Origin of the sequence: Clostridioides sp. ES-S-0108-01 (genome assembly GCF_020662285.1) — a bacterium.
Classification (GTDB): Bacteria; Bacillota; Clostridia; order Peptostreptococcales; family Peptostreptococcaceae; genus Clostridioides.
On sequence record NZ_JADGMN010000008.1, the window covers coordinates 78,118 to 98,630 of the forward strand.

Here is a 20,513-nt window from a genome sequence, read left to right on the forward strand (position 1 = left end):
AATTATATTACTAAATTTTACAAAATTAATCAATACTATATTTTCATATACAATAAATTTATTTTATAAACTTTATTCTTTCTTAATATACTTTATTGTTTATTTTTTTAATTTTTTAGATATTTTTATAAACTTTTCTCGATTATTCCTCCACCTACTACAATATCTCCATCATACATTACTACAGACTGACCTTTAGTAATAGCCCTTTGAGGTTCATCAAAAACTATTTTAATAGTATCTTCTCCTATTTTATGGATAGTAGCTGGTGATGGCTTTGCTGAATATCTTATTTTTGCTTGAACTCTTAATGGTTCTTCTAATTTATCTATTGATATAAAGTTAACATTTTTTGCAATAAGTTCCTTTTTAAATAAATCTTCATTATCTCCAAGAACTATAGTATTGTTTATTGGATTTATATCTATTACAAACATTGGTTTACCAAAAGTAATTCCAAGCCCTTTTCTTTGACCTATAGTATAATATAGTATACCCTTGTGCTTTCCAAGTATATTGCCTTTAGTATCTACAAAAAAACCTTCTTCAATACGTTTTTTAGAATGTTTTTTTACATAATTTGCATAATCATTATCTTTAACAAAACAAATTTCTTGACTATCAGGCTTATTGTGTACTGCCATACCAATTTCCTTAGCAATTTCTCTTACTCTATCTTTTTCATAATCACCTATGGGCAATAAAGTATGCTCTAGTTGTTCTTGTGTAAGATTATAAAGTGCATAAGTTTGGTCTTTTTTATCTGTAACAGATTTTTTTAGCAAATATCTCCCTGTACTTTCATCCTTTTCTATCTTTGCATAGTGACCTGTAGCTACGTAATCACAACCTATTTGTCTAGCTTTCTTATAAAAATCATCAAATTTTATATGTTTATTACAAGCTATACAAGGATTAGGAGTTTTTCCTTCCAAATATTCATCTATAAAATAATCTATTACTTTCTCTTTAAATACTTCTCTAAAATTCAGAACATAAAATGGTATACCTATTTTATTTGCTACCCTTCTAGCATCTTCAACAGCAGATAAAGAACAGCAACCACCTTCATTTTCAACATCGTCATCATCTTGCCACAATTTCATGGTAACACCAATGACATCATATCCTTGTTGTTTTAAAAGATACGCAGCTACAGAGCTATCAACTCCTCCACTCATACCTATCATTACTTTTTTATTCATAAACAAATTTCACCTCATCTTTTGCATTACTTACTATTATATCATATAGAGCAAGCATTGTATTTATTTAAAATATAGCTTGCTCTATTTTCTAAAAAAAATAATTGTTTTCATTATCCAAATATTATAAATATATATTTTGCTAATTAATTGACTTCTAAAACAAGTTAAAACTATTAATTTAAGCAATAAAAAATAGCTATTTTGCAAACAGCTATTTTTTATATCTCATTAATACTTCTTTTTAATCATTTTAAACTTTCTCATAACACAATCATTTATTTTTATTCTTCTTCTTCAACATCATGGTCATGAGCATCATCTATAACATATCCATCCAATTCTGGTATATGGATATTATTTTTTTGAGCATAATCTATAAGTGCTGCTTTTACAGCTTGCTCAGCTAAAACTGAACAATGCATCTTTACTGGTGGTAAACCATCTAAAGCTTCCGCAACAGCTTTATTTGTAAGTTCTAATGCATCTTTTATAGTTTTTCCTTTTATCATTTCAGTTGCCATAGAAGAACTTGCTATAGCTGAACCACAGCCAAATGTTTTAAACTTAACATCCTTTATTACATCTCCATCTATGTCTAAAAATATCTTCATTATATCTCCACATGTAGGGTTTCCAACTTCACCTACACCACTTGCATTATCAATTTCTCCCATATTTCTTGGATTCATAAAATGTTCCATAACTTTATCACTATATTGCATTATTTTTTCCTCCTACTCAATTTATGTCTATTTTTATGCTTTATCTTTCTGTCTATTTTATTAAGCCTTGTTTCTTCGCATCATCATAAAGTGGTGACATGCTTCTAAGTCTTTCTATAACTTTTGGTAAGTTCTCTAGTATATAATCTATATCATCATCTGTTGTAAAATCTCCAACTGTAAGTCTTAATGAACCATGTGCTATTTCATGTGGTAGACCTATTGCAAGAAGTACATGTGAAGGGTCTAATGAACCAGAAGTACATGCAGAACCACTTGAACCAGCAATTCCTAACATATCTAATAATAAAAGTATTCCTTCACCTTCTATAAATTGGAATGCAAAGTTTGCGTTTCCTGGCAATCTATTTTCTAAACTACCATTTATTCTTGTATAAGGTATTCTTTCTAACACACCATCTATTAACTTATTTCTAAGACGAGTTAAAGTTTCTACATGATTTTGCATATTTGCCTTAGCTAATTCTGCTGCTTTTCCATATCCAACTATTGCAGGTATATTTTCTGTACCAGCTCTCTTACTTTTTTCTTGTGCTCCACCATGGACAAAGTTATGAAGTCTTACACCTTTTCTTATGTATAAAGCTCCTACACCTTTTGGTCCATATATTTTATGTGAAGACATACTCATTAGGTCTATTCCTAATTCTTTAACATCTACTGGAATATTACCTGTAGCTTGTACTGCATCAGTATGGAATAATATCTTATGTTTTTTAGCTATTTCAGATATTTCTTTAATAGGCTGTATAGTTCCTATTTCATTATTTGCAAACATTATACTTATAAGTATAGTCGTATCTTTTATTGAATCTTCTAGTTGTTTTAAATCTACTTTTCCTTCACTATCAACATCTAAATAAGTTATTTCAAATCCATGATGTTTTGCTAAGTATTCACATGTATGAAGTATTGCATGATGCTCTATTTTTGAAGTTATTATATGATTACCTTTGTTTTTATTAGCATAAGCTACACCCTCTAGTGTCCAGTTATCACTTTCTGAACCACCTGCTGTAAAATATATTTCACTAGGTTCAGCATTTATAAGGGCTGCTACTTGTTCCCTTGCTTTATCCAAAGCCTCTTTTGCTTCTCTTCCGAATGTGTGAAAACTAGATGCATTACCAAAATAATCTGTTAGGTATGGCATCATTGCATCCAATACTTCTTTTTTAATAGGTGTTGTTGCAGAATAATCCATATACAATCTTCTTTTTTCCATTACATTCATCTCCAAATCTATTTTTTAATATTTGTTATATCATTTTCTAATTTATTTTTGTTATAGTCATTTATCATATCTCTAAGAGTAATTGAATCTATAACATCTTCTATACCCTTTTTCATCTTTTCCCAAACTATTTTTGTTACACACATGTTTGAGTTTTCACATACATCTTCATCTAGTACACAATCAGATAATGCAACTGGTCCTTCTAATACTACAAGTATATCTCCTACTGTTATGTCTTCAGCATTTTTTGAGAGCAAATACCCTCCTTGAGCGCCTCTTACACTTTTTACTAGACCCGATTTTCTTAAAGATGAAAATATTTGTTCTAAGTACTGATCTGATATTTTTTGCTTCTTAGCAATAAATTTTAATGATACCGGTCCATTATCCTGATTTAATGCTAATTCAAACATTGCTTTTAATCCATATCTACCTTTAGTAGACAACTTCATATATTATCACCTCTATATAGAAATCTAATTCATACTGTTTTAGTAGGAATTACTTTCAAGATAATTTTATTATATCCTACTAATTTTGTCAAGATTAATTTTAATTTTTTTATTTTGAATAAATTCCCCATTTTCCAATATTTTCAAATCCTAGTTTTTTATATATCTTTCCAGCCCCTTCATTATCATAAAACAAGCAAGGTATTTTGTTCTCTCTTAACAGTTCTGAACATAGCTTAATTAAGCACTTTGTGGCAAGTCCTCTAGCTCTATATTTAGGATGTGTGCCTACTCCAATTATCATTGCATGAGTCCTATTTTCTGAAGTACTCTTTGCCATTGACACTACTTGCTTATTAATCTCTACACAATATCCTCTCCCTGTTCTTAATCCATTTTTTAAATTATCTAAAGTTGTACTGTGAAACTCATCTATCAAATCATAAAGCCTTACTGTTTTTTTTAGATTTCCAAGCCTAATTCTCTTAATCTTTACATTACAATTATTATCTATTAAAAACTTTCTAGTTTGAAGTTTGCAAAAATCAACTATCTTTAAATTATTAAGCCCTAATCTCTTTGCTAAGGCATCTACAGCACATATTTTCCCAGATATTTCTTCATAGTTAGTATTACAAAGTATATTATAAAAGCCTTCAACATCATACTCTCCATCAGAATAAAACATCATAAATTCAAAATATTTAAGTAATATCGCATTTATTTCACCTCGTTCATCTACATCTGCCCATATATTTAAAAAATTATTTCCATATCCATATCTTTCAATATCCCCTATTATAAACAAATTGTACTCAGGTTCTTTTTTTAAGTATTGCATAACTCTACTATGATAAGTTGAGTTAAGTTTTATAATCATAATATCTACCCCCAATACATAAAGTTCAGTTTAAAAATCGCCATCTAGATATTCTAAATATTTTTTTATATTTCTCTCAGTTTTATTTTCTTGTGGTATGTAATAAATACTATCTTTTATGCTATCTGGTAAATACTGTTGCTTTACATAATGATTTTTAAAATTATGAGGATATTTGTATCCACAACCTCTACCTATCTCTTTAGAACCAGAATAGTGAGCATCTTTTATGCTATTTGGTATGTCCTTAACAAACTCTTTATCCAGTTCATCCATAGCTTTCATTATTGCTGTACATGCAGAATTAGATTTTGGAGATGTAGCTAAAAGAATAGTAGCTTCTGCTAGTGGTATTTTTGCTTCTGGAAATCCAAGTTGCATAGCTGAATCTACACATGCCTTTACAATCACAATAGCATTTGGATAAGCGAGACCTATATCTTCACTAGCTATTACCAAAAGTCTTCTACAGATACTTATTAAATCCCCACCTTTTATAAGTCTTGCTAGATAGTGTATAGATGCCTGTGGGTCACTTCCTCTTATAGATTTTTGAAATGCACTTAAAATATCATAGTGACTATCACCATTTTTGTCATAGTTTATAATCTTATTAAATGTAGATGCCTTTATTACATCTGAATCTATATAAGTTATATTATTTTTATTAGGTTTAGTTGAGTAAACTACCATTTCCAAAATATTTAAAGCTCTTCTCATATCTCCATCAGAAAGAATAGCTATATCTTCAATAGCATCCTTATTACACTCAATATCCATATAGCTATCTTCATTTAGTACCTCAACAGCTCTTTTTAGTCCTTTTTCTATATCAATTTTTTCTAAAGGTTTAAATTCAAATACAGTAGACCTACTTAAAAGAGCTTTATATACATAATGATATGGATTTTCTGTAGTACTAGCAATCAAGGTTATACTCCCATTTTCCATAAATTCTAATATTGATTGTTGCTGTTTTTTATTAAAACTTTGTATTTCATCTATATATAATAAGACTCCATTTATGTTATTTATACTTCCAAGTTCTGATATCACCTTTTTTATATCTTCTAAAGATGAATTAGTAGCATTTATTTTATAGAAACTTTTATTGCTTCTTTCTGCTATTATTTCCGCTACTGTAGTTTTCCCAACACCAGGAGGACCAAAAAATATCATATTTGGTAAAAAATTAGATTGTAATATCTTAGACAATATTTTTCCATTACCTATTATATGACTTTGACCTATTACGTCATTCATTGTTTTTGGTCTTATTTTATCTGCTAAAGGCATCTTCCCACTCCTTTTTAATAAAAATACTTACTCTATCATTATCTCAATAATTCGTCTAAAAAAGGTATCTATTTCAAATAGATACCTTTTCTAATCTAAACCTATAAAATATAGATTATTGATTGTTTTTTAATTTTTTTAATTCATCTGTAAGCTTGTCATTAAGTATTCTTATATGAGTACCTTTCATACCTAATGATCTTGATTCTATCACACCTGCACTCTCAAATTTTCTAAGTGCATTTACTATTACTGACCTAGTTATACCAACTCTATCAGCTATCTTACTTGCTACAAGCAGACCTTCTTTGCCATCTAATTCAGCAAAAATATGTTCTACTGCTTCAAGTTCAGAGTAGGACAGAGTGCCTATTGCCATTTGAACTACAGCTTTCTTTCTCATTTCTTCTTCTAGTTCTTCACCTATTGCCCTTAATATTTCAAGACCAACAACAGTTGCACTATATTCAGCTATTACTAAATCATCATCATTAAATGAATTTGAATATCTTGAAAGTACTAATGTTCCTAGTCTTTGACCACTTCCTAATATTGGAACTACTGTAGTATATTTTTGTAATCTTCCATGCTCTTCAGGAAAGATTTCTAATATCTTCTCACCATTTAAATTTTCTAATGTTTCATTGATTTTTAACACATTTTGAGTATATTCATCTGAAAATTTCTTTTGTTTAGTATACTCATCTTCTATAACTGAACTGTCTTGAGCATCATTTAAATGAAGACCTAGTACCTTACCTTTTGCACTTACTACATAAACATTAGAACTTAAAACATCTCCCAATGCTCCGGCCAGTAAATCAAAAGAGACACTGCTTCCACCACTTGTTTGTAATGTTTTATTTATTTTCCTTGTTTTTTGTAACACTTCACTTGCCATTTAATCATCTCCTCATGAAATTTAGGCCTTTTAATAACCTTTTATATTTTCTAATATTATTCTCACTTTTAATGAAAATTTATTTTTCTATTAGTTGTTTACACTTGAAAGATTATCATAGATTGGAACCTTTTTCAAGAGAATTATGTGATTTTTTTCAATTTTCACTCTTTTCCGTCATTATGCTCTTTTGACTCTTTATTACATTCTTTATTAGAACACACTGTTTTTGTTTCGGATTTAGTCACTTTTTCAACCATATATGAACCACACTTCTCACAAAACTCTCCTGTCGGTTTATTCCAAGCTACAAAGTCGCAGTTTGGATAATTAGAACATCCATAAAAAGCTTTACCTCTTTTAGATTTTCTAAGTATAATATCTCCTTCTTCACATTTTGGACATTTAACACCAATTTTATTCATAATTGGTCTAGTTGTTTTACAATCAGGATAGTTTTTACAAGCCATAAACTTTCCAAATCTACCATATTTTATAACCATATTAGAACCACAGTTCTCACAGATTTCATCAGTTTCTTCATCCATATTTACTTTTTCTATATTTTCAAGTGCTTCTTCAATAGCTTCTTTAAGCGGTGCATATGATTCAGATACAATCTTTTTCCAATCTGTATTTCCTTCTTCTATAACATCAAGTTTACTTTCCATATCAGCAGTAAAATCTACATCTATAAATTTATGAAAATTATTTTCCAAAATATCAGTAACTATTATTCCAAGTTCTGTTGGACATAGACTTGTTCCTTGCTTTTCAACATATTCTCTATTCAATATAGTAGCTATTGTTGGAGCATACGTACTTGGTCTACCTATACCTAGTTCCTCCAGTGTTTTTACTAAACTAGCCTCTGTATATCTTGCTGGTGGTTGTGTAAAATGTTGGTCTGGTAATATATTTTCTATATTTAATATATCCCCTTTTTCTATACTTGGTAAAATTTTGTCTTCTCTTTCTGAAAAATTATATACTTTTGTATAACCATCAAATTTCATTTTTGAACCAGTTGCTTTAAATACGATATCTCCTATTTTACATTCTACATTTAATATGTCAAATACTGAATCCTCCATTTGACTAGCTACAAATCTTCTCCAAATTAAATTGTATAACTTGTACTGGTCTTTGCTAAGGGAAGCTTTTATACTATCAGGAGTTCTATCAACAGAAGTTGGTCTTATTGCCTCATGGGCATCTTGAACCTTTTTAGCATCCTTTTTTTCTTTTTTATCACCAGCGTTTTTATAGTAGTTTTCTCCTAGATTACTTACTATATAACCCTTAGCTTTTTCTTTTGCCTCATCAGATATTCTTTTAGAGTCAGTTCTTATATATGATATAAGACCAACAGTACCTTCACCTTCTATATCGATACCTTCATATAATTCTTGTGCTATCATCATTGTTTTTTTAGTCGTAAAAAATAGTTTATTTGCTCCTTCTTGTTGAAGCATACTTGTTGTAAATGGTTTTGGAGCTGATTTACGTCTTGATTTAGATTCTATCTTCTCAACTTTTAAATCTTTACCTTCCATTTCTCTCAGTATTTCATTTACAGCTTCTTCATTTTCTAATTCAATCTTTTCATCATTTTTACCATAAAATTTCAAAGTTATATCTTTATCTTTTGCTGTCTTTGCTTCAACATCTATTGTCCAATATTCTTTTGGAATAAATGCTTTTATTTCTTTTTCTCTATCGCAAATTAATTTTGTTGTAACAGATTGCACTCTACCTGCACTAAGGCCTTTTCTAAGCTTTTGCCATAATATAGGGCTTATTTGATAACCTAAAAGTCTGTCTAGCACTCTTCTTGCCTGTTGTGCATCAACCAAATTTGTATCAATATTTCTAGGATGTTTAATTGCTTTTTTGATTGCATCCTTAGTTATCTCATTAAACTCTATTCTACAATCTTCAGATTCATCTAGATTTAGTATATGAGCTAAATGCCATGATATAGCTTCACCCTCTCTATCAGGGTCAGTTGCTAGATACACTTGTTTAGATTTTTTAGCTTCTTTTTTTAATTCCTTTATTACATCGCCTTTTCCTCTTATATTTATATATTGAGGTTCAAAATTATTTTCTATATCTACACCTAATTTACTTTTAGGTAAATCTCTGACATGACCAACTGATGCTTTAACTGTGTAATGACTTTTCCCTAAAAATTTTTCTATAGTTTTAGCTTTTGCAGGCGATTCTACGATGACTAATGTTTTGGCCATAAAACCATACACCCCCACTACCTAATCTTAATTTATACATTTAAACTGTACGTTTTATTATTCATTTCTACTACTAACTCATTTAGTACTAATTCATTGATTATTGAATTTACATACTTTATTTCTATACCAGTATAATCACAAATACTATCTATATGCAAGTTTCCTTCTCTTTTTATAGCTTCAATTATTTGCTTAGACTTGGCATTTAAACTTATATTATCATATTTTTGATTTATTTTTTTATTAATAATATTAAATATGTTATATTCATTTAAAATATCATCTATATTTTCAATTAATTTTGCACCTTCTTTTATAATTTTATGACAACCTCTACTCATTTGAGAATTTATATTACCAGGTATTGCAAAAACATTTTTCCCATGTTCAAGAGCAAAATCTACTGTGATTAATGCACCACTTTTTATTGCTGCCTCTACAACAACTACTCCGTCACTTAATCCACTGATAATCCTATTTCTATTAGAAAAATGGTATGGGGCTACTGTCGAGTTAATATTATACTCTGATAATAATAATCCCCCATTTTCTAATATTTTATTTGATAAATGTAAATTTTGTTTTGGAAGAGGATTGTCTACTCCTGAACCAAGCACTGCTATAGTTTTAGATTTTCCACTCATACAACCTATGTGCGAGTATGCATCTATTCCTATAGCTAATCCACTTACTATATTAACTCCACACTGGGATAGTTGACAACTTATTGTTTTTGCACAATTAATTCCATAGGCTGTAGGTTTTCTTGAACCTACTATAGCTATATTAAAATTATTATTAACTAAACCTATGTCACCTTTATAAAATAATAACTTTGGAGCGTTGTATATATTCTTTAAAGTTTCAGGATATTCTTTATCATATTGACAAATATATTTAATTGTTTTTTTGTAAAGTAGTTCTTTTATACTTTCTAAATAAGCGTGACCTCTATATTTTACTATATTTTTTCTAATATTCAAGCTTATATTTTTTAAATTATATATTTCTTTTTCAGAAAAATCAAATATATCTTCAATATTTACTATTTCATTTTCTATTATTTCAATTGTTTTTGTTGTTATTCCACTAATTGATTTCAACCATAAATAAGTATCTCTCTTTTCCATAAAATCCACCTCAAAACCTTATTTAAAATAACTATAATAAGCCTTTCTAAATGAAAAAGCTTCTATAATACACTGTGAATTTATCAATTCCATATCCTCTAAATCAGCTATTGTTCTTGCCATTTTTAAAAGTTTTGTATAACTTCTACTGCTCAGGTTGTATTTATTAAATATTATCTCAGCCGTTTTTGAAGCTTCTTTTTCTAATTTACAATATTTTAATAAATTGTAAGCTTTAATTTCACTATTATTTTTTATATTATCTTTCTTAAATCTATCTATCTGTATTTTTCTAGCATTTTCTACTCTTCTCTTTATTTTTTGAGAGCTTTCTTCTTGTTTTGAAGAATTAAAATCTGAATATTTTATAGAATTAACTTCTACAAAAATATCAAACCTATCTAACAGTGGACCTGATATTTTATTTATGTATCTATCAATTTCATTACTTCTACATCTGCACTCTGTCTCTGACATATAATAACCACATGGACATGGATTCATAGCTGCAATTAACAATACTCTACAAGGATATTTTGCATTGTATTTTACTCTAGATATATTTATATATCCATCTTCTATAGGTTGTCTTAAAGTCTCAAGTATTTTTCTATCAAACTCAGCTATTTCATCTAAAAACAAGATACCTCTATGTGCTAAAGCAACTTCTCCAGGTCTTGCATCCATTCCTCCTCCAATTAAGGATTGCTTTGTAGTTGTATGATGAGGTGCTCTAAAAGGTCTCTTATCAATTATTCCTTTAGTCTCATTTATCATACCCAATACACTATAAACTTTACTTACTTCTATCATTTCTTCTATACTTATATCTGGTAAAATTGTCCTTACTCTTTTTGCAATCATAGTTTTTCCTGAGCCTGGAGGTCCAATCATAAACATATTATGATTTCCAGCTGCCGCAATTTCTGCACTTCTCTTTACGAAGTAATTTCCTTTTACATCCTTAAAATCTTCATCATATTTACTTTTTTCTATATTATTAATCTTAGTATATTTATAATCTATATAATTATCATCTTTTTCTAGTTCTTCATTATCTTTTTTTGACTTATCATTCAAAAAAGACATTATCCTTACTTTATCGACTTTTATTTCTTCATTTAAAAAATCTACACATTCTTTTAAACTTTTAATAGGAATTATATCAATTTCATCTACAAATAGACTTTCTTTTATATTCTCAATTGGTATAAAAATACGTTTTATATTTTGGGTTTTTGCACCCATAATTATAGGCAATATCCCTCTTACTTTTCTTATTTTTCCATCTAATGACAACTCTCCTATAAACATACTTTCTCTTATGTAATTTTCATCCTTTTTTATTAACTCTCTTAAAAGACCTATACTTATAGATAAGTCTAAAAAAGCTCCCTCTTTTTTTATATCTGCTGGCGATAAATTTACAACTATTCTAGTGCTTGGAAATTTATATCCACTATTAAGAATTGCTGACTTTACTCTCTCTCTTGCTTCTTTAATTTCTTTGCTTGGAAGACCAACAATATTAAAACTAGGTATTCCATTGCTTATATCTACTTCAACCTTTATCAAAAAGCTGTCTATTCCCACTAAGTTGCTTGAATTAATAATACTTAACATATTTAATCCTTTCCAAAAACTTTATCTTTTTTAAAAAGCATTCATTATGTGATTTATTCTTTTTTCTAATAAATATACCTCTATAATATCAAATCTTATAGGAGTATTATTTAAGTTATTTTTTATAATATAGTATTTTGCGACATCAATTATCTTTTTTCTTTTTTTAAAACCTACAGATTCGCAAGGGTATCCATACTTTATGTTAGACCTTGATTTCACCTCCACAAATATAACTTCATCTCCTATATTTGCTATTATATCTACCTCCCCTATCTTTAATCTATAATTTTTTTCTAGTATCTTTGCACCTTTTGATAGCAGATAATTAACTGCTATTTCTTCTCCAAAATCACCTTTTTCTTTATTATTCATTATCTACTCCAATATATTAAATTTTTACTTTTAAATTATCGTCAGTATACAATTTAACTATTCATTTTTTTGAAATTGATTTTATTTCCATTAATATTAATAAATACTTCTATTGACTTTATTCTTTTATGATATTATGCTAGTTTTCATGAGGAAAGTTTATTTTTATGGAGGAATGTCTTTAATGAACAGAAAAAAATTATTTATTTTTATACGATATTTATCTCTATTTATATTACTTGTAAACTATTTGAATAATGCTGAAAATACATTGTATCCAGTTATAACAATGATTATATTATTTCTAATAATAAATAATCAAGTTAGATTTTTTTCTTTATCAAATGAGAATAAATTTATACTTATTTCTTATTTTTTAGAGTTTATTTTAATTTTTATATTGTATAATTATACAAAAACTTTTAATTCACTATACTTTGTCCCTTTAATTTTGGATACCTCATTTTTAATAAAGGAAAAATATAAATACATATTATTCTCTTTAGTTATAATATCCTCTTTTATTATTGGTTTAGATAAAAATGTATATTTAGCACTAGAATCAAGTTCTATATTACTAATTATAACTATACTTTCTATGTATCTAGAAAGTGAGAATTTATCTAAATTATACAATCAAAGTCTTTATGATAAACTCAGAGTTTCTAAAGACGAATTAAAAAAAGCTAATGCTGATTTAGAGATTTATGCAAGTTCTATAGAAGAATTAACAATTTTGAAAGAAAGAAACCGTATATCGAGGGAAATACATGATAGTGTTGGACATTCTCTTTCTACAACGATAATTCAATTAAATGCTATAGAAAAGCTCTTAAAAGACAAACCTCTCATTTCTGATTTAGTTCATGAACTTAGAGAATTTGTAACTGAAAGTTTTCAAGATGTAAGAAGAGCTATATCTGAACTAAAACCTGTTGAATATGAAAATTATCAAAATTTACTTAAAATCAAAGAACTGGTTAAAAGCTTTATTAAGCTTACAAATATCAACGTTAGATTAACTATATCAAAAAATACTTGGAACCTATCTAGAAATCAATCTATCGCTTTATATAGACTTGTTCAGGAATCGCTTTCTAACGCATCAAGGCATGGAAAAGCAACTGAAATTAGAATTTTTATAACATTTAATCCTTCAAATCTTATAATTACTATCAGTGATAATGGTATGGGGTGTAACAATATAAAAAAGGGAAATGGACTTAACAGTATTAGCGAAAGAATATATGAATTAAATGGAAAAGTTGAATTCGATAATTCTAATACTGGATTCACAATCAGAGCATCTTTTCCTAAATTTTCAGGAGGTGATTTTTTTGAATAAAATCAAAGTTCTTATAGTAGATGATGAAAAATTGATTAGAAAAGGTCTTAAGATTATTTTATCATCTTATGACGATTTAGAAATTGTAGGAGATGCTTCCAACGGATATGAAGCGTTAGAATTTTGTAAAACAAATGATGTAGACATAGTTCTTATGGATATTCGGATGAAGGTTTGTGATGGAGTTCTAGGAACAAGGCTTATAAAAGAATATGATAGTTCTATAGCATTATTAATTTTGACAACCTTTAATGATGATGAGTACATAAAAGATGCTATGAAGTTTGGAGCTTCAGGATATCTTTTAAAAGATAGTTTAGACGAAGTATTACATGAAGGGATTCGTTCCTCGTTTTTTGGCAATATTGTGCTTGATAAAAGTGTTGCTGAAAAAATCATGTCCCCTGAAAAAACTATAGAACAAGAACATATTTCTGATATGTATAATTTAACAGAAAAAGAAATATCCATAATTAGATTAATCGCAAATGGACTTAACAACAAAGAAATCAGCCAAGAATTATTCTTATCTGAAGGTACAATAAAGAATAATATCACTAATATCTTAGGGAAACTAGAGCTTCGTGATAGGACTCAACTAGTTATATTTGCCTTCAAAAATAAAATTGTAATATAAATATATAGGTAAGAAATCCATACCCTAAAAAATTTCTTACTCACAAGCTCATTTATAATAAATAAAAATATAAAGTGACTTAAGTCACTTTTTTTAGTGACTTATAGTAATAGAATTATGATTCATAATTCTTTATTATAGTATTATAGATTTTTAACTTATACAAAATTATTTTGGGAGGGATTATTATGGATATAGTCAGAGTAAATAACATAACGAAAAGATTCAATGATAAACTAGTACTTGATAATATCAGCTTTTCGGTTAAAGAAGGAGAGATATTTGGACTTATTGGACCAAATGGTGCTGGTAAGTCTACACTTATAAATATAATTACAAATCTTATGTTGCCAAATAGTGGAAACATCCAAATCAATGGTTTAGATATGTCAAAAGATTATATAAAAGCAAAGTCTATAATAGGACTAGTTCCACAAGAATTAGCACTTATAGAAACGCTTACTCCTTTTGATAACTTAGAGTACTTTGGGGCTTACTATGGATTAAAGGGAAAATTGCTTCAAGAGAGAATAACTGAAGCCTTAGAAGTCACAGGACTTACTGATGTTAAAAAGAAAAAAGTTAAAAAATTATCTGGTGGTATGCAAAGGAGATTGAACATTGGAATAGCACTTTTAAATCATCCTAAAATATTAATATTGGATGAACCAACTGTAGGTGTTGACCCTCAATCAAGAAATCATATTTTCAATTTTATAAAAAATATATCTGAAAAACAAAAAACTACAGTAATATATACTTCTCATTACATGGAAGAAGTTGAGCATCTTTGTTCTAAGATTTTTATTATGGATGAAGGTAAGGAGATTGCTTTTGGAGATAATGATTATTTAAAATCATTAGTATCTACAAATACAAAATTAATTATGGAAATAAAAAATATAAATGCTCAACTTATATTTGATTTAAAAAATACTAAAGGTGTTATATCTATCTTAGAAAATAATTCATTATTAGAATTAGATATAGACAAAAAATTACAGCTTACAGATGTGTTATCTGTTGTTGACAAAAACAATTCAAAAATAACACGAATATCTTATGAAGAACCTAGTCTAGAAGACGTGTTTTTGAATCTAACAGGGAAAAATTTAAGGGATTAATGGAGGTGATTTCATGAAATTATACATTAGTGTAAAAACTATGCTAAAAGGTTTAAAAAGCTCCTTTATACTTAATTTAATATATTTCTTAGCTTTACCTCTAGTTTTAGCTGGATTTCTTGGTATGGTGACAGAAAGTATGTTTCAAAATCCTATAAAAACAGATTTGACATCAATTGTTATATATGACAAAGATAATACAAAGCTATCAAATAATTTGACAGGATACTTAAAAAATGATTTATCTTCTATATTAACAGTTCAAAAAGATGATTCTAAGGCAGATTTAAAACTTACTATACCTAAAGGATATGAGAATAATTTATTAAATGAAAAATCAAATAATCTAAGTATAAAAAAACTTAAATCTAATGATAATATTGCAACATTACTTCAAGATATATTAGATACTTATCATGAAAAATTATATTTAAATAATTCTCAAAAATTAAGTTCAGAAGATTTCTCAAAATTATTTAATAAGAATTCTATTGATACCTCTATAATAAAAAATAATGTTAAACAAAACTCTTATGAGTACTTTGCTTTAGTTTCCCTTGGATTCTTCGCAATAATTTTTATAATGAATAACATTTTATCAAATTATGTAAGTGAATCAAAAGGACTTTCAAAAAGACTCTACTCTATGCCTGTAACTAGAGTACAATTTTTAATTTATGATTTTGTAGGTTTATGGGTTTACTCATTTATATTTTTATCATTATACGTTTTATTTTTTAGAACACTCGGTGTAACATTCAAAGGTAACTTTGTTATATTAGCTTTACTTTGTGCTTTAGCTTCTTATTTTATGACTTCAATATCTACTTTTATAACTACCTTTTTTAGCAAGAAATATGGTACAGTTATAGTTTATGCATTACTCTTCTTACAAATAGTTTTTGGAGGTATTTTCAGCATGGTAAATGATGTATTTACTAAGTTTACAAGTTTATCTCCTACTTATTTAATAGGAACATTGTTCAGTAATTATGAGACGTTTAAAACTATAGATTCAATAGAAAGTTTAATTTTTACATGCCTAATTGCATCTACAATATTGATTGCACTTTCTATTGTAAAAGAAAAATATAAATGGAGGGAGGTTTAATAATGATTAGGTTGACTATTGCAAACATAAAAAGATATATAAAAAATCATGCTCTTTTAGTTAATATGGTTTTATTTCCTGTTATATTAATGTTTTATCTTAACTTTTTTACTGGTAACTCAGAAAATCAATCAATGTACTTTTCTCCAGTAGCAATTGTATCCAATTCTTCTGGAAAATACGAACATAAGTTAATAGATAGTTCTAAATTAAAAGAAAACTCATTTGGATTAAACGAACAAGACAAGGCTATGAATCTATTAAAAAACAATAAAGTTTCTGCTGTCTTCATTTTAGATAAAAACTTTTCAAGCAATATAGATAACTTAAAACGACCTGTGGTTAAATGCTTTAAAACTGAAAATGGTGGAGGTAGTCTTTGGGCAGAATCACAAATAGAATCTTTTATTACTAATTCATTAAAATTAAAAATAGATAGAAATATAGATGATAAATTGACCAAGACAAATATAATTGATAACAGTTCAGGTAAGAATAAAAATTCATTTTTAATAGTTTTCTTGATATGTTATTTTATGTACATTAATGCAGCGCATCTAGCTTCTGATTTATTTTCATTAAAAAAATCTAATACCTTAAAAAGACTTGTTTCTACAAAACATAATGATATAAAAATAATTTTCAGCATATTTTTAGGATTATTTTTTACTCAAGCAATTGTATACACCTTAACTTTAGTATGTTTCACATCTATAAGTAATTTTAAATTGACTCTAAGTACATTGATGATTGTACTTGCAAATAGTTTTGTTGCTACTGGATTTGTATTTTGGATAGCTAGGGTGTTTAAAAACGAAGGTTCTATAAGTCTTATGTCTACGTTTTATTCTTTAATAGGTTTAGCTATATCCATATCTAGTATGATACCATCACTTGATAAATTATCCTTTATGGCTAATCTTTCAAAGCTTACACCATTTTATTGGACTATAGATGCTATTAATAATAATGGTAATATATTAATAAATATAATTGTTTTAATTCTTATTGGAATGGTATTTGTAACAGCTGGAAGTCTTAACTTAAGAGATTTTGCTAGAAATTAGTAATTATTAAATCTAGTTAGTATGTTATTTTATACAATACTAACTAGATATTTTAATATATTAAATCCTCTTATCTTATATTTTTATATCTAAGTTTATATATTAACAATTCTGAACTTATTATTATATATCAATCAATTTGACTTGTCAAGCATTTCATGATATAATATTAATTATTAGATAATTAAAGCATTGTACCCAAATTGCAATATCTAAAATTCAGTTTGGAGGTATAACCATATGTATAAAATCGGTGAAAGTGTAATGTATCCAAAAGAAGGAGCCTGTTATATAAGTGGTCTTGTAACAAAGGATGTAAATCATCATATACAAAAATACTATGAATTGACTGTTATTTACAATAGTAATCTTAAAATTTCGATTCCAGTTTTAAATGCTGATAAGATTGGCGTACGTCCAATTATGGATGAAAATGAAGTTGACAACTTTATCCAATCTCTTGATAAAGCGGATTGTTTATGGGTTCTTGATAGAAAAAAACGACTTAAACTATACCAGGATAAATTTCATTCAGGAGATGCTTTCGAGATTGTGAAATTAATTAAGATGCTTATGATACAAGATAATTCAAAACAACTATGTAGCACAGATAAGGACTTTCTAAATAAGGCTCAAAGATTTGCTTTGTCAGAATTGGCTGCAGCACAATGCAAATCCTACACAATTGTATTAGAAGAAATGAAAAACCATATACTAAATTCAAAAAATAACAATTAAATTAGTTTTATATACTAGTTTAATTGTTTAGCTATTCATCTAATTACTCTACTCTTCTTCAAACCTTTCAATCTAAAATTGATAAAGATAGATTAATTAGATAGACATCTTTATTTTAATAAAAAAGTCTAGGGGCAAATCATATTCTTAATTTCCCTCTAGACTTAGTAATAAAACTTACTCTTCCTCAAGTTCTTTTTTCTCTTGTAATAATACACTTAACTCATTTGCTTCTAAAATTTGTGCCTCTGCAATATCAAGTAACTCTTGTTGCCATTCCACACATTTATCTTTGTAATCAAAAGGTAGAGTTCTGTCAACTATGTACTTATCAATACAGCCTTCCGCACTTTTAATTATTTCTTTTCTTTCATCAATAAATTTTTCTAATTCTACTAAGGCTTCTTCATAAGCTTTTTTACTCATATAAATTCCCCCTTTGTACAATTATTCTACATTAAAATGATTTTTCCTCTTTTTTGTATAAAATTTTATTTGTATATAACTTTTCCATCAATATCTTTTATAGTTTGACATCCAGTTAATATCATAGAACCACTTAGTTCTGATTGAAGCTTATTTACGTAAGTTTCTACACCATCAGTTGCTCCACCAAATGAAGCAGTCACAAAAGGTCTTCCTATTAATACTGCATCCGCACCTAGACCTATCATCTTTAATACATCTAAACCAGTTCTAACTCCACCATCTGCAAGTATTGTAACTTTCCCTTTAACAGAATCAGCAATTCTTGGTAGAACTTCACATGCTCCTGGTGTACAATCTAGTACTCTTCCTCCATGATTTGATACAACTATAGCATCTACACCTGCTTCAACTGCCATTAATGCATCTTCAACAGTCATTATTCCTTTTAATATAAATGGTAGTTTAGTAGATTTTACTAACTCTTTTATCTGTTCAACATTTTTAGGAAGTACTGGCTTTCCATGTAGTGACAAAGTTACTAGACCACAAGCATCTATATCAACTCCAACTGCAAATGCCCCAGCTTCTTCAGCTAGTCTTATCTTTTTTATAATATTTTCATTATCCCAAGGTTTAATAAATACAATTCCAGCACCATTATACTTTTTAACTACATCTAAATTTTCCATTAAAAAAGCATCTACTGCTGTATCTCCAACCATTGCATAAATACCACTATTAGCACATCCTGCAACTACTGGTTCTATGTAATCTCTTTCATTAATTTTTCCACCCATATTTAAAGTAGTTCCTGTTACTGGAGCTGCAAATATAGGCGCACTCATTTTTTTCCCAAACATTTCTATAGATGTATCAGGATTTGAGACATCATGTATTACTCTCATATTTACTTTTACTTTTTCTAAGCTCTTGCTATTTTCTATAAAAGAAGAACCACTTCCTTTACCTCCCATTCCAGGTACTTCGCCTGCACAAACAACTCCATTACAAACCTTACAAACTTTACAACTTCCATTTAAATTTTCTCTAGCATTTTTTAATAATTCATTATACTCCATCTTTAATCCCCCCATTTATTATAGTAATTTATATCATATACATTATATCATATTGTATTTACAGTATATTTTTCAAAAAACTTTTCCTATGTATAGGAGTTATTCCGTGTTTTTCAATGGCTTCATAATGTTCTTTAGTCCCATACCCTTTATGAGATTTAAAACCATATTCTGGATAGACCCTATCATATTGATACATTATACTATCTCTAGTAACCTTAGCCAATATACTTGCTGCTGCTATTGATATAGATTTTGAATCTCCTTTTACAATTGGATTTTGAGCTATATCAATCCCTGGTATTGTCGCTGCATCAACCAATAGATAATCAGGTGCTTGTTTTAAACAATTTATAGCTTTTATCATTGCCATATATGTAGCATTCAATATATTAAATTCGTCTATTTCTTCATTATTTACTATACCTATTCCATAGTCTAATGCTTCTCTTTTTATTACTTCAAAAAGTTCATCTCTTTTTGCTTCACTTAGTTTTTTAGAATCATTTACGCCTTCTATTTTTGTGTTTTTTTTAAATACTACTACAGAAGCTACAACAGGTCCAGCAAGAGGTCCTCTTCCCGCTTCATCAATTCCTCCAATATATAAATAACCTTTATTGTAACCTTCATTTTCAAATATATTTATAGTTTCTAATCTTTCTTCTTCTCTTCTAATATTGTCTAATTTTTTAGCTAGTTTTACAGCTAAGCTTTGAACAGATTTTCTGTCATCGACTCTCAATAGTTCTATATATTGCATATATTTTTCTACTTCTAAGGTCTCAATTATTTCTTTAATCTCCCTCACGCTTTTATTCTGCATACAATTACCTCATCTTTCATTTGTAAAAATATAAGTTTTTAGTATATTAAAATTTTG

The 20,513-nt window shown here is 27.9% G+C and carries 20 protein-coding genes; 6 read left to right on the forward strand and 14 right to left on the reverse strand.

Annotated features, from left to right (window positions below):
• Positions 1-125: 125 nt before the first annotated feature.
• The 11 genes from mnmA to IR152_RS09625 form a co-directional block, all read right to left on the reverse strand.
• Positions 126-1,205 carry a tRNA 2-thiouridine(34) synthase MnmA gene (gene mnmA, locus IR152_RS09575; protein WP_227451626.1) on the reverse strand — a complete coding sequence of 360 codons (1,080 nt, stop codon included), beginning with the start codon at positions 1,203-1,205 and terminating at the stop codon, positions 126-128.
• Between the two features lie 284 nt (positions 1,206-1,489).
• A complete protein-coding gene (gene nifU, locus IR152_RS09580; RefSeq protein ID WP_003438275.1) occupies positions 1,490-1,930 on the reverse strand; it encodes a Fe-S cluster assembly scaffold protein NifU in 441 nt (146 codons plus the stop codon).
• A 52-nt stretch (positions 1,931-1,982) separates the two neighbouring features.
• Positions 1,983-3,176 (reverse strand): cysteine desulfurase NifS, encoded by a 1,194-nt coding sequence (nifS, locus tag IR152_RS09585; protein ID WP_227451627.1) that lies wholly within the window; start codon positions 3,174-3,176, stop codon positions 1,983-1,985.
• Between the two features lie 17 nt (positions 3,177-3,193).
• The gene (locus IR152_RS09590; protein WP_227451628.1) at positions 3,194-3,640 is read right to left on the reverse strand and encodes an RrF2 family transcriptional regulator; all 447 of its coding nucleotides are present in this window, start codon (positions 3,638-3,640) and stop codon (positions 3,194-3,196) included.
• Positions 3,641-3,749: 109 nt separating this feature from the next.
• Entirely contained in the window at positions 3,750-4,520 is a 771-nt protein-coding gene (locus IR152_RS09595; RefSeq protein WP_227451629.1) for a GNAT family N-acetyltransferase, read from the reverse strand.
• 30 nt (positions 4,521-4,550) lie between these two features.
• Positions 4,551-5,816 (reverse strand): replication-associated recombination protein A, encoded by a 1,266-nt coding sequence (locus IR152_RS09600; RefSeq protein ID WP_227451631.1) that lies wholly within the window; start codon positions 5,814-5,816, stop codon positions 4,551-4,553.
• A 115-nt stretch (positions 5,817-5,931) separates the two neighbouring features.
• A complete protein-coding gene (gene codY, locus IR152_RS09605; RefSeq protein ID WP_227451632.1) occupies positions 5,932-6,717 on the reverse strand; it encodes a GTP-sensing pleiotropic transcriptional regulator CodY in 786 nt (261 codons plus the stop codon).
• Between the two features lie 164 nt (positions 6,718-6,881).
• The gene (gene topA / locus IR152_RS09610) at positions 6,882-8,969 is read right to left on the reverse strand and encodes a type I DNA topoisomerase (protein ID WP_227451633.1); all 2,088 of its coding nucleotides are present in this window, start codon (positions 8,967-8,969) and stop codon (positions 6,882-6,884) included.
• Positions 8,970-9,001: 32 nt separating this feature from the next.
• Positions 9,002-10,102 carry a DNA-processing protein DprA gene (dprA, locus tag IR152_RS09615; RefSeq protein ID WP_227451634.1) on the reverse strand — a complete coding sequence of 367 codons (1,101 nt, stop codon included), beginning with the start codon at positions 10,100-10,102 and terminating at the stop codon, positions 9,002-9,004.
• 18 nt (positions 10,103-10,120) lie between these two features.
• Entirely contained in the window at positions 10,121-11,725 is a 1,605-nt protein-coding gene (locus tag IR152_RS09620; RefSeq protein ID WP_227451635.1) for a YifB family Mg chelatase-like AAA ATPase, read from the reverse strand.
• A gap of 30 nt (positions 11,726-11,755) precedes the next feature.
• Positions 11,756-12,100: a YraN family protein gene (locus tag IR152_RS09625; RefSeq protein WP_227451637.1), complete on the reverse strand. Its 345-nt coding sequence runs from the start codon at positions 12,098-12,100 to the stop codon at positions 11,756-11,758.
• A gap of 184 nt (positions 12,101-12,284) precedes the next feature.
• On the opposite strand from IR152_RS09625, the gene IR152_RS09630 reads away from it, so the two are divergent.
• The 6 genes from IR152_RS09630 to IR152_RS09655 all read left to right on the forward strand — a co-directional run bounded on the left by IR152_RS09630 (position 12,285) and on the right by IR152_RS09655 (position 18,122).
• Positions 12,285-13,445 carry a sensor histidine kinase gene (locus IR152_RS09630; protein ID WP_227451640.1) on the forward strand — a complete coding sequence of 387 codons (1,161 nt, stop codon included), beginning with the start codon at positions 12,285-12,287 and terminating at the stop codon, positions 13,443-13,445.
• On the forward strand, positions 13,438-14,082 hold the full coding sequence (locus tag IR152_RS09635) for a response regulator transcription factor (protein WP_227451641.1): 645 nt from the start codon (positions 13,438-13,440) through the stop codon (positions 14,080-14,082). The genes IR152_RS09630 and IR152_RS09635 overlap by 8 nt, the downstream gene beginning before the upstream one ends.
• A 188-nt stretch (positions 14,083-14,270) precedes the next feature.
• Complete coding sequence (locus IR152_RS09640; RefSeq protein WP_227451642.1) at positions 14,271-15,206, forward strand: ATP-binding cassette domain-containing protein; 936 nt, start codon at positions 14,271-14,273, stop codon at positions 15,204-15,206.
• A 13-nt stretch (positions 15,207-15,219) separates the two neighbouring features.
• A complete protein-coding gene (locus tag IR152_RS09645) occupies positions 15,220-16,317 on the forward strand; it encodes an ABC transporter permease (protein WP_227451643.1) in 1,098 nt (365 codons plus the stop codon).
• A 2-nt stretch (positions 16,318-16,319) separates the two neighbouring features.
• Positions 16,320-17,384 carry an ABC transporter permease gene (locus tag IR152_RS09650; RefSeq protein WP_227451644.1) on the forward strand — a complete coding sequence of 355 codons (1,065 nt, stop codon included), beginning with the start codon at positions 16,320-16,322 and terminating at the stop codon, positions 17,382-17,384.
• A 240-nt stretch (positions 17,385-17,624) separates the two neighbouring features.
• The gene (locus IR152_RS09655; protein WP_227451645.1) at positions 17,625-18,122 is read left to right on the forward strand and encodes a CarD family transcriptional regulator; all 498 of its coding nucleotides are present in this window, start codon (positions 17,625-17,627) and stop codon (positions 18,120-18,122) included.
• A 177-nt stretch (positions 18,123-18,299) separates the two neighbouring features.
• Here IR152_RS09655 and IR152_RS09660 read toward each other — a convergent pair whose 3' ends face one another.
• The 3 genes from IR152_RS09660 to IR152_RS09670 all read right to left on the reverse strand — a co-directional run bounded on the left by IR152_RS09660 (position 18,300) and on the right by IR152_RS09670 (position 20,456).
• Entirely contained in the window at positions 18,300-18,548 is a 249-nt protein-coding gene (locus tag IR152_RS09660) for a hypothetical protein (RefSeq protein ID WP_227451646.1), read from the reverse strand.
• A gap of 65 nt (positions 18,549-18,613) precedes the next feature.
• Positions 18,614-19,630, reverse strand: a complete 1,017-nt coding sequence (locus IR152_RS09665; RefSeq protein WP_227451647.1) for an alpha-hydroxy-acid oxidizing protein — start codon at positions 19,628-19,630, stop codon at positions 18,614-18,616.
• Between the two features lie 58 nt (positions 19,631-19,688).
• On the reverse strand, positions 19,689-20,456 hold the full coding sequence (locus IR152_RS09670) for a ribonuclease HII (protein WP_227451648.1): 768 nt from the start codon (positions 20,454-20,456) through the stop codon (positions 19,689-19,691).
• Positions 20,457-20,513: the final 57 nt, after the last annotated feature.

Excerpts from the sequence above, each read along its gene's own strand:
- mnmA (WP_227451626.1), bottom strand. The coding sequence starts at position 1,205 with ATGAATAAAAAAGTAATGATAGGTATGAGTGGAGGAGTTGATAGCTCT.
- nifU (WP_003438275.1), bottom strand. The coding sequence starts at position 1,930 with ATGCAATATAGTGATAAAGTTATGGAACATTTTATGAATCCAAGAAAT.
- nifS (WP_227451627.1), bottom strand. The coding sequence starts at position 3,176 with ATGGAAAAAAGAAGATTGTATATGGATTATTCTGCAACAACACCTATT.
- IR152_RS09590 (WP_227451628.1), bottom strand. The coding sequence starts at position 3,640 with ATGAAGTTGTCTACTAAAGGTAGATATGGATTAAAAGCAATGTTTGAA.
- IR152_RS09595 (WP_227451629.1), bottom strand. The coding sequence starts at position 4,520 with ATGATTATAAAACTTAACTCAACTTATCATAGTAGAGTTATGCAATAC.
- IR152_RS09600 (WP_227451631.1), bottom strand. The coding sequence starts at position 5,816 with ATGCCTTTAGCAGATAAAATAAGACCAAAAACAATGAATGACGTAATA.
- codY (WP_227451632.1), bottom strand. The coding sequence starts at position 6,717 with ATGGCAAGTGAAGTGTTACAAAAAACAAGGAAAATAAATAAAACATTA.
- topA (WP_227451633.1), bottom strand. The coding sequence starts at position 8,969 with ATGGCCAAAACATTAGTCATCGTAGAATCGCCTGCAAAAGCTAAAACT.
- dprA (WP_227451634.1), bottom strand. The coding sequence starts at position 10,102 with ATGGAAAAGAGAGATACTTATTTATGGTTGAAATCAATTAGTGGAATA.
- IR152_RS09620 (WP_227451635.1), bottom strand. The coding sequence starts at position 11,725 with ATGTTAAGTATTATTAATTCAAGCAACTTAGTGGGAATAGACAGCTTT.
- IR152_RS09625 (WP_227451637.1), bottom strand. The coding sequence starts at position 12,100 with ATGAATAATAAAGAAAAAGGTGATTTTGGAGAAGAAATAGCAGTTAAT.
- IR152_RS09630 (WP_227451640.1), top strand. The coding sequence starts at position 12,285 with ATGAACAGAAAAAAATTATTTATTTTTATACGATATTTATCTCTATTT.
- IR152_RS09640 (WP_227451642.1), top strand. The coding sequence starts at position 14,271 with ATGGATATAGTCAGAGTAAATAACATAACGAAAAGATTCAATGATAAA.
- IR152_RS09645 (WP_227451643.1), top strand. The coding sequence starts at position 15,220 with ATGAAATTATACATTAGTGTAAAAACTATGCTAAAAGGTTTAAAAAGC.
- IR152_RS09650 (WP_227451644.1), top strand. The coding sequence starts at position 16,320 with ATGATTAGGTTGACTATTGCAAACATAAAAAGATATATAAAAAATCAT.
- IR152_RS09655 (WP_227451645.1), top strand. The coding sequence starts at position 17,625 with ATGTATAAAATCGGTGAAAGTGTAATGTATCCAAAAGAAGGAGCCTGT.
- IR152_RS09660 (WP_227451646.1), bottom strand. The coding sequence starts at position 18,548 with ATGAGTAAAAAAGCTTATGAAGAAGCCTTAGTAGAATTAGAAAAATTT.
- IR152_RS09665 (WP_227451647.1), bottom strand. The coding sequence starts at position 19,630 with ATGGAGTATAATGAATTATTAAAAAATGCTAGAGAAAATTTAAATGGA.
- IR152_RS09670 (WP_227451648.1), bottom strand. The coding sequence starts at position 20,456 with ATGCAGAATAAAAGCGTGAGGGAGATTAAAGAAATAATTGAGACCTTA.